The 9,110-nt window shown below is 73.4% G+C and carries 8 protein-coding genes; 3 read left to right on the plus strand and 5 right to left on the minus strand.

The window, feature by feature from the left end; all coding sequences use genetic code 11:
- Window positions 1–17: 17 nt before the first annotated feature.
- Both ACFZBX_RS23285 and ACFZBX_RS23290 read right to left on the minus strand, forming a co-directional pair.
- Window positions 18–197, minus strand: coding sequence for a hypothetical protein (locus ACFZBX_RS23285; protein WP_391535704.1), 180 nt, complete (start codon window positions 195–197; stop codon window positions 18–20).
- A gap of 149 nt (window positions 198–346) precedes the next feature.
- Window positions 347–703: a hypothetical protein gene (locus ACFZBX_RS23290; RefSeq protein WP_391535705.1), complete on the minus strand. Its 357-nt coding sequence runs from the start codon at window positions 701–703 to the stop codon at window positions 347–349.
- Window positions 704–866: 163 nt separating this feature from the next.
- On the opposite strand from ACFZBX_RS23290, the gene ACFZBX_RS23295 reads away from it, so the two are divergent.
- Window positions 867–1,865: a helix-turn-helix domain-containing protein gene (locus tag ACFZBX_RS23295; RefSeq protein WP_391535706.1), complete on the plus strand. Its 999-nt coding sequence runs from the start codon at window positions 867–869 to the stop codon at window positions 1,863–1,865.
- A 103-nt stretch (window positions 1,866–1,968) separates the two neighbouring features.
- Here the strand turns inward: ACFZBX_RS23295 and ACFZBX_RS23300 are convergent, their stop codons facing one another.
- The 3 genes from ACFZBX_RS23300 to ACFZBX_RS23310 all read right to left on the minus strand — a co-directional run bounded on the left by ACFZBX_RS23300 (window position 1,969) and on the right by ACFZBX_RS23310 (window position 7,076).
- Window positions 1,969–3,309 (minus strand): FG-GAP repeat domain-containing protein, encoded by a 1,341-nt coding sequence (locus ACFZBX_RS23300; protein WP_391535707.1) that lies wholly within the window; start codon window positions 3,307–3,309, stop codon window positions 1,969–1,971.
- 103 nt (window positions 3,310–3,412) lie between these two features.
- On the minus strand, window positions 3,413–4,756 hold the full coding sequence (locus ACFZBX_RS23305) for an FG-GAP repeat domain-containing protein (RefSeq protein WP_391535708.1): 1,344 nt from the start codon (window positions 4,754–4,756) through the stop codon (window positions 3,413–3,415).
- Window positions 4,757–5,501: 745 nt separating this feature from the next.
- Window positions 5,502–7,076: a S8 family serine peptidase gene (locus tag ACFZBX_RS23310; protein ID WP_391535709.1), complete on the minus strand. Its 1,575-nt coding sequence runs from the start codon at window positions 7,074–7,076 to the stop codon at window positions 5,502–5,504.
- A 219-nt stretch (window positions 7,077–7,295) separates the two neighbouring features.
- Between ACFZBX_RS23310 and ACFZBX_RS23315 the strand changes: the two genes are divergently transcribed.
- Window positions 7,296–8,060 carry a Crp/Fnr family transcriptional regulator gene (locus tag ACFZBX_RS23315; protein ID WP_391535710.1) on the plus strand — a complete coding sequence of 255 codons (765 nt, stop codon included), beginning with the start codon at window positions 7,296–7,298 and terminating at the stop codon, window positions 8,058–8,060.
- Window positions 8,057–9,103, plus strand: a complete 1,047-nt coding sequence (locus tag ACFZBX_RS23320; RefSeq protein WP_391535711.1) for a hypothetical protein — start codon at window positions 8,057–8,059, stop codon at window positions 9,101–9,103. The genes ACFZBX_RS23315 and ACFZBX_RS23320 overlap by 4 nt, the downstream gene beginning before the upstream one ends.
- Window positions 9,104–9,110: the final 7 nt, after the last annotated feature.

Genomic DNA, 9,110 nt, shown 5'->3' on the forward strand with positions numbered 1-9,110 from the left:
GACGGTGCGGCGGGTGCTCAGCCCCAGATCATGTTGTCCGACGGGGTGGTGGTGGGCTGCGGGGTGACGGTGGCGGTGACAGCGGTCGGCGTGGCGCCGTCGGTGTCGGAGGCCAGTGCCGGGGAGCCGACCGCGGCGGCGGCGGCGAGGGCGAGGACGGTGACCGCGGCGGCCTTGGCGAGGGCGGAACGAAGCATGACGGTGTCCTTCGGAAGAGGAGGGGCAACGGCGGCGTGGATCCGGCTCGCGTCCCGCGGTGACGCTTCGTCCGGTCCGCCGCCCGGGAGCGGTGCTCCCCGGCGGTAGTCACCAGCTTCCCCGCAGCTCAGGGCGGGTGGAAGAGCGATCAGGTGGACGGAATCGTCCCTGGACCGTTCCGGCCAGCGGGGCCGGGACCGGCCAGCAGCCGCTCGTAGAAGGCGGCGACCAGGGGCGCCTGCGCACCCCGCACCCGCCAGCCGGTGAGCCCCGGCGCCAGGGCCACCACACGCCGGCAGAAGGCCTGCGCACGCTCCTCGGCGTCCTCCAGGCCGTCGGCGAGCACGAACACCCCCAGCACCGGGTGGGGCACGGCACCGGCGTGGACGCTGACGTGCTCGATCCCCTCCTCGGTGACGGCGGCGGCCAGGAGCAGTTCACGGGTGTCGTCCGGCAGTTCGGCAGGACCGGCGGGGGCGTGCAGGGAGACATGGACCAGGTACATGGAACGAGCGTGTCGAATCGGGCAATTCCCGTGCAGAGGGCAGACCTGGACGGTTCGGGCCCCGGCCGGAAGTGTCCATCCTCTGCGCCGAAACCGACCGTCCGAGGAACGCGCTGTGACATGATGCGCTGGACGTGTGTACGAAACATCCCTGGGGGGACAAGTGCTGACCGCACTGGGTTTGGACACCGCCGCGGAGGCCGTCTACCGCGTGATGCTCGCTCATCCCGACGACGGCGTCACCGCCGTCGCGCGCCGCCTCGGCCAGGACGAGCACCAGGTCAGGACCGCCCTCGACCGGCTCAGCGAACTCGCCCTGCTGCGCCCGTCCGCGGAACGGCAGGGCGAACTGCGCGCCGTGTCCCCCGACATCGGCATGGAGATCCTGATGGCGCGCCAGCAGGCGGAGCTCGCCGCCCAGCAGCTGCGCGTCGAAGCCTCCCGCGCCGCGGCCGCCGAACTCATCGCCGACTACGCGCAGTTGCGTCCCGCCGTCGGCCACCCCGGGGTCGAGCAGCTGGTGGGCCTCGACCGGATCCGCGACCGCCTCGCCACCCTGACCCGCGAGGTGCGCGAGGAGGTGATGACCTTCGCCCCGGACGGGGGCCAGCAGCCGGCGAACATCGAGGCCGCCAAACCCCTGGACGCGGACCTGCTGGACCGCGGGATCCGGATGCGCACCGTCTACCTGGACAGCGTGCGCAACAGCCCGCACACGGTGGAGTACGTGAACTGGCTCGCCGAGCGCGGCGGCCGGGTACGCACGGCGCCCTCGCTGCCGACCCGGATGATCCTGGTCGACCGTGCCACCGCCGTCATCCCCGTGCGCAGCGACGACACCGCCGCCGGCGCCGTGGTCCTGACCGGCCACGGCACGCTCGTCGCCCTGTGCGCGCTGTTCGAGAGCGTCTGGGCCGGCGCCCGGCCGCTCGGCGAGCAGGCCAGCCGCGACGAGCACGGGCTCAACGCCCAGGAGGCGGCCTGCATCCGCCTCCTCGCCGAGGGCCACACCGACGAGGCCATCGCCAAGCGTCTGGGCGTCTCCCCCCGCACCGCACGCCGCCTCGCCACCGACCTCATGGAACGCCTCGGCGCCCGCAGCCGTTTCGAGGCCGGCGTCCGCGCCGTCCAGAACGGCTGGCTCCCCGCCCACCGCACCTGACCGGCCGACCGCCACCCGCGGTCCGCCGGCGGGAGGACGGAGGAACCCGCCGGTCCCGGGGGCCGGCGGGTTCCCGCCGTGACGGCGGGTTCCTCGTCGAGGTCTACCAGTCGGTGCCGATGGTGCTGCGGTTGCCGAAGGTGTTCTGGCCGGTGCCGGGGTAGAGGTACATGTCGCCGGTGGATCCCCGAGGCGCCTGGACGGCGGCGATGTCCGTCCTGCCGTCGGCGTTGAAGTCGCCGCCGATCAGGTCGCGCATGATGTTCCAGCCCGTGCCGCCGCTGACCGACGCGGCGAACCAACCGGTGCCGGTGCCCGGGTAGATGTAGAGGTTCCCGTCGCCCTTGCCGACCGCCGCGATGTCCGCCTTGCCGTCGCCGTTGAAGTCCCCACCGGTGAAGCGGTCCAGGTTGTTCCAGCCGTTGCCCGCGTTGATCGGAGCCGCGAAGTACCCGGTCCCGGTGCCCGGGTAGACGTAAAGGTTCCCGTCACCCTTGCCGACGGCCGCGATGTCGGCCCTGCCGTCACCGTTGAAGTCACCGGCGGAGAAGTGTTCGAGACTGTTCCAACCGGTCCCGGCCGACCAGGGGGTGTCGAACACGCCGGTGCCGGTGCCCGGGTAGATGTACAGCTTGCCGTCGCCCTTGCCGACCGCCGCGATGTCGGCCCTGCCGTCGCCGTTGAAGTCACCCGGCGTCATATCGGTCAGCGAGTCCCAACTGGTACCGATCAGGCGCCGCTCGGCGAAGGTGCCGAGGCCGGTGCCCGGGTACAGGAACATCTTCCCCGTCGCCGCGTCCACCGCGGCCAGGTCGGTCCTTCCGTCACCGTTGTAGTCGGCCGAGGCGAAACCCGTCATCCCCACCGGAGTGGCCGGCGGCGGGGTGCTGTTGTCCTCGACCACCTTGTTGTACCGCAGGGCCACGTAGCTGCTCGCCGGGTAGCTCGATATGTTCCCGCTGTAGACGTTCCCGCTCCCGTACGTCATGTCGGTCCGCGAGTTCGACTGGTGGAGGTAGGTGAAGTCCCCGGTCGCCTGGTTGTTCCACCGTACGAAAAGCACGACGTGGTCGCTGATGTTGTCCAGCGCGTCGCCGGGACGCAGGTCGTTCTTGTTGATGCGCGTGGTCAGCGACCGGCTGTCGAGCGTCTGGGTGGTCGCCGAGCCGAGTCCGGTGGCCGACAGGTGCCAGGCCATCGCGATGAACCCCGAGCAGTCGGTGCGGTAGGAGTGGCCGTCGCCGTCCCCGTAGGTCGCCCCCTGGTTGTACTGGACGTCGTGGGCGTCCCAGTACTGGGCACGCGGCAGGATCTCGGACCGGTTGACGGTGCCTCCGAGGGAGGAGCCGGCCTGGGCCGGCGGTACGCCCAGGCCGGCGGCGGCCATGGCGGCGAGCAACGGGGCGAGCAGGGAAGCGCGGCGGAAGCGGCTGGTCCTGGGCATGACTGACTACCTCGATCTGCTGAATGGTGAACTGGTGGCTGACGGAGACCCGTGCAGAGAGACCCGTGCGGGAAGGCGTGCGGGGAGACGTGAGGGGAGGCGGCTACCAGTCGGTGCCGATGGTGCTGCGGTTGCCGAAGGTGTTCTGGCCGGTGCCGGGGTAGAGGTACATGTTTCCGGCGGCGCCCTGGGGGGCCTGGACGGCGGCGATGTCGGTCTTCCCGTCGGCGTTGAAGTCGCCGCCGATCAGGTCGCGCATGATGTTCCAGCCCGTGCCGCCGCTGACCGACGCGGCGAACCAACCGGTGCCGGTGCCCGGGTAGATGTAGAGGTTCCCGTCACCCTTGCCGACCGCCGCGATGTCCGCCTTGCCGTCGGCGTTGAAGTCCCCACCGGTGAAGCGGTCCAGGTTGTTCCAGCCGTTGCCCGCGTTGATCGGAGCCGCGAAGAACCCGGTCCCGGTGCCCGGGTAGACGTACAGGTTCCCGTCCCCTGTGCCGACCGCCGCGATGTCCGCCTTGCCGTCGGCGTTGAAGTCACCGGCGGAGAAGTTGTCCAGGCTGTTCCAACCGGTCCCGGCCGACCACGGGGCACCGAACACGCCGGTGCCGGTGCCCGGGTAGATGTAGAGGTTCCCGTCGCCCTGGCCGACCGCGGCCAGGTCGGCCTTCCCGTCGCCGTTGAAGTCGCCCGGCGTCACATTGCCCACCGTGTCCCACCCGGTCCCGATCAGGCTCGGCCGGTCGAAGGTGCCGACACCGGTACCCGGGTACAGGAGCATCTTCCCGGTGGCCGCCTCCACCGCGGCCAGGTCCGTCCGCCCGTCGCCGTTGAAGTCGGCCGATGCGAAGCCCGTCATCCCCACCGGAGTTGCGGGGGCCTGTCCGAGGGCGTTGACGATCCGCTGCGCGTCGGCCACCTGGTACTGGTAGCGGTCGGGGTAGGCCGAGCGCTGGACGCCCTGGCAGACGTCGCCGATCGGCTTGCTCAGCCAGGAGTTGTTCGGGTAGGTCGAGAGCAGCGCGTTGATGAACTTGCGGGTCGTCGTCGCCGGATCGAGCCGCTGCGCGGTGCTTCCCCACGACGCCCGCTGCTGGAACAGGCCGACGCTGTCGTGGTCCTCCATGTTCGGGTTGTTCCGCAGGGTGGATTCCACGATCGCCGTGGTGATCGCGATGACCTCGGCCTGCTGCGGCACTCCGATGGCCCGCACGGTGTTGACGACGGCCCGGGCGCAGGACACCCGGTACGCGGTCATCGCGTTCCGCAGGGTGCCGGTGAGCTGCTGGTTCAGCTGGGCTGCGGCGGTGCTGTCGGCGGAGGTGACCGTGCCGCAGGACACATCGGGCAGCGCCGCGTACGAGGGGCCGGCCGCGGCCACCGTCCCGCCGGCCAGGACCACGCCGGCTGCGAGGAGTTGCAGGGTCTTGCGCAGAGTCTTCGTCATGGGAGAGACGCTTCCTTCGTCGGCGGGCTTCGTTCGCCGGGTCGGATGTGCCGTGGCCGGGGAGTCGGACCACGACAGGTTTCGAACGTGCTGGGGCGACCGCCGTCGGCCGCCCGCCGGACAGGCAGGGGCAGGCCCGAGCGGGCACGCATGGGGTGCGAGACGGGAACAGGGCGGCAGCGGCGCGGGGGCGCCCCGGCCCGGCGGCGTTCGGGCTCGGGCCCGAAGTGGACTACTGCTGACGGGCGGTGGTGTCGGTGCCCACCTGTGGCGCGAGCGGGGCGACGACCGCGGCGGCCTTCGTACTGCGGGAGCGGGACATGGCGGGGCTCCTTCGGGGGCACGTGCACAACACGGGTCTGGTCCGGACTCGGCGCGTCCCGCGGTGACGCCGCCCGGTTCCTCTCGGCCGCTCGTCGCTGCCGTCGGGTAAGAGCCTGCCTGCCCGCCCGGTGGCCGGACCAGGGGTCGGCACTGGCCCGAAGCGTCCTTGGCCGGGTCTGTCCACCGTGATCGGCTGCGGCCACCGGGCACCCGGCGGGCGCGCCGTCGTCCTCGCTTCCTGACCCCTCGGCCCCACCCCGGTGAGAGGGGAAGCGGCCTGCCGCACGACACGAGCGGCAGGCCGCTGCGCCGCGCGGACGGGCCGGGGAGCCCCGCAACCGCGAAGGCCGGCACCGACCCCGCCCGCAGGCGGAGGAGGATGCCGGCCGGCGACCGGAGGGTCGCTGATCCGCGCGGACGCTCAGAACCGGAGCGACCAGCCGTTGACCGTGCCCGGGAAGTAGCCGCCGACGTCGGTCACCCGCAGCCGCCAGACCCCGGCCGCGGTGTGCGCGGAGGCGTCCACGCCGTAGACGCCGGCGATGTCCGTCCGGATCTCCCCGGGGTCGGTGCCGTGCAGCAGGAACACCGCGCCGTCCGGGGCGACCAGTTCGACCTTCAGGTCGCCGGACCACCAGTAGGAGATGTCCAGGGCGACGTCGAGGTCACGCGGGGCCTTGCCGGAGACCCCGGTGACGGTGACCGGCGACTCCACCGTGCCGACCCCGTCGAACGGCACCGGCCCGGGTGCGGCGAACAACGGGCCGCGCGGCCGGTTCGGCACCGTGCCGGTGTACAGCAGGCGGTCCGGGGAGCCCGGGCCGAGGCCGTACAGCGAGCCGGCGGTCGCCGCCGAGGTCAGCGCCGAGGACACCTGGGCGGGGGTCGCGGACGGGTGTGTGGACAGGTACAGCGCGACGGCGCCCGCCGCGTGCGGGGCGGCCATCGAGGTGCCCGACATGTCGATCCCGATCCCGCCGTAGTCGATCACGTGCCAGACCGAGGTGATGTCCACGCCAGGTGCGTAGAGGTCCACCAGCGCGCCGTAGTTGGAGAACGAGGCCTGGACGTCGGCCCGGTCGGTCGCGCCGACGGTGATCGCGCTCGGCACCCGCGCCGGGGAGTGCCCGCTCGCGTCGATGCCCTGGTTGCCGGCCGCGACCGTGTACGTCAGGCCCGCGGCGACCGACCCCGCGACCGCCGCGTCCAGCACCGGGTCCGGCTCGCTGCCCAGGCTCATGTTGACCACGGCCGGTCGGACGGCGTGCCTGGTGACCCAGTCGATGCCCGCGACCACCTGCTCCGTGGTGCCCTCGCCCTCGTCGTTCAGCACCCGCACGGCGACGATCTTCGCGGCCTTGGCGACGCCGAAGGTACTGCTGGCGACCGTTCCCGCGACATGGGTGCCGTGGCCGTGGCCGTCCTCCGCGACCGTGTCGCCGTCGATGGCGTCGTAGCCGTAGGAGGCCCGCCCGGCGAACTCCTCCGAGGTGATCCGCACGCCGGTGTCCACGATGTACGCCGTCACCCCGGCGCCGGCCGTGTCCGGGTAGGCGTAGCGGTCGTCGTAGGGGAAGCGGCGCTGGTCGACCCGGTCCAGCCCCCAGGACTCGGGCGCCGTCTGCACGCCGTCGGCCCGCACCCGGCGGTTCTGCGAGACGAGTGCCACCGACGGGTCGGCGGCCAGTCGGCGGGCCTGCTTCGCGGTGAGGTCGGCGGAGAAGCCGCGCAGCGCGGCGTCGTAGCTGCGGCGCACCGTGCCGCCGTAGGCGCGGGCCAGCGCCGCAGCGCCGTCGGCCACCGAACCCGCCTTCGCCGCAGTGGGATTGATTACCACCAGATAGCTTCCGGGGACGGCGGCGGGCGAGCCCTCGCCCTGCACGACCCCCTCCGGGACCGCCGCCGAGGCGGGGAACGCCCCGCCGGCGCCGATCGACAGCACGACGACCGTGCCGAGCACCGCGCAGGCCCTGCGCAGCCGCTGCTTCGGAACCATGATCCAGCCCCCCTTCCGGTATCGGACTCCCCAAAGACTGACTGATCGTCAGATCACTGGCAATCAAGGGTGGTTGTGCTTCGCCGACGACCGACCGGGCACCGGGGCGGACCGGCGGTACGCGGTGCGCCGGGCCTGACACCGCACCGGGCGGTGCGCTATCTTCCGTACGGAATCGCCCCGTTGGGGCGGGTTGCCGACCGGGTGGGGGCAGGCACCATGCACAACGCGCAGCGCGTCACCGGACCGGACAGGGGGTCGGGCAGACCCGGCGGCGCCGCGCCCACCCCCTTCGTACGCGGGCCGTTCGCCGGTCTCGACGCCGCCGACCTGCGGGAGCTCGGGCGGCTCGGCACCCGGCGGGTCTACGCACCGGGCGAGGCCCTGATGATCGAGGGCGAGCCGGGCGACCGGGCCGCCGTGCTGCTGACCGGCTGCGTCAAGGTGGTCGCCTCCACCGAGGACGGCGGCGAGGCCCTGCTCGCCGTCCGGCTGCCGGGTGAACTCCTCGGTGAACTGGCCGTGTTGGACGGCGAACCACGCTCGGCCAGCGTCCTCGCGGTCCGCACCAGCACCACCCGGGAGATCGGCGGCCCGGCCTTCCTCGACTTCCTCGCCGACCGGCCCACCGCCGCCCTCGCCGTCCAGCGCTCGGTCACCCGCAAGCTCCGCTCGGCCACCCGCCACCGGGTCGACGCGGGCCACGGCACCGGCCTGGCCCGCCTCGCCCGCACCCTGCACACCCTGCTCGGCTCCTACGGCACCCCCGTCGACGACGGCCTGCGGATCGACATCCCGCTCAGCCACGCCGACCTGGCCGCGCTCGCCCGGCTCTCCGCCGCCAGCGTCGAACGCTCGCTGCGCACCCTGCGCGACCAGGGCGCCGTCCGCACCAGCTACCGCGAACTCGTCGTCCGCGACCGGGTGTTGCTCGCCAGGGCAGCCGGCGTTCCGCTCCCGCCGGACGGCGGTGGCCGGGCATGAGCGGCGAGGCCGCCCCGCGGCTGCGCCGGATCTGCCTGGTCGTCGACATCGAGGCGTACGGCGGCCGGCCGTACCTGGTGCAGCAGAAGGTCCAGGAGCGGCTGGACCGGGCACTGGACCACGCCTGCGGGCGGGCCGGGATCGACCGCTCGCGCTGCGAGTCCCAGGACCGGGGCGACGGGCAGCTGCTCCTGCTGCCGCCCGACGCCGACGAGGCCAGGGCGCTGCCGGGCCTGGTCCTGGGCCTGCGCGACGCGCTGCACACGCTCAACCGGGCGCCCGGGACCGCCGGGCGGCTACGGGTGCGTGCGGCCCTCGCCCAGGGCGGGGTGCAGCGGGCGGCGCTGGGCTACGTGGCCCGCTCGGTGGAGACGGCCTGCCGACTGCTGGACTGCCAGGAGGCGCGCGCCGCGCTCAAGGGCACGCCGGACACCGACCTGGCCTTGGTGGTCGCCGACGACCTGTTCACCGACGCCTTCGCGGCGGGCGGCGACGGCGTGCCGGTGGAGGAGTTCACCAGGATCACGGTGGCGATCCCGGCCAAGCGCTTCGAGGCGCGCGCCTGGATGGCCACGCCGCGCGCGGGCGCGCTGGTGGCCCTGCCCCCGCCCGCCCCGTCCGGCTCCCGCCGCCGGGCGGCGGGCCCGGCGGTGCTGCGCGGCCTCGGCGACGCCCTGGCCGGCGCCGCCCTGGGCGCCACCCCGGTGCACCACCACGACGACCCTGCGCACCACCACCACCACGACGGCGGCGACGCGGACGGGACCGGGAGCGGGAACGGGGACGGGGACGACCGGCACGGGCACCACGGCCACGACTGGCACCACGCGGGCGACCCCGCGGACCGCCCTGACGACCACCGCTGGCACCACCACGACGGCTACGACACCGACGCCTGGGCCGCCGACCCGCACCCCCACCACGACCCGCACCACGAGGACCCCGGCACCCCGTACGACGACCAGCACCACCACGAGAGCCACCACGGCCACGAGTCCAACGACGGCACGTCGGACCACTGGTGGCACGGGCCCCACCACTGACCGCGGG

The organism is Kitasatospora sp. NPDC008115 (genome assembly GCF_042957205.1).
Classification (GTDB): domain Bacteria; phylum Actinomycetota; class Actinomycetes; order Streptomycetales; family Streptomycetaceae; genus Kitasatospora.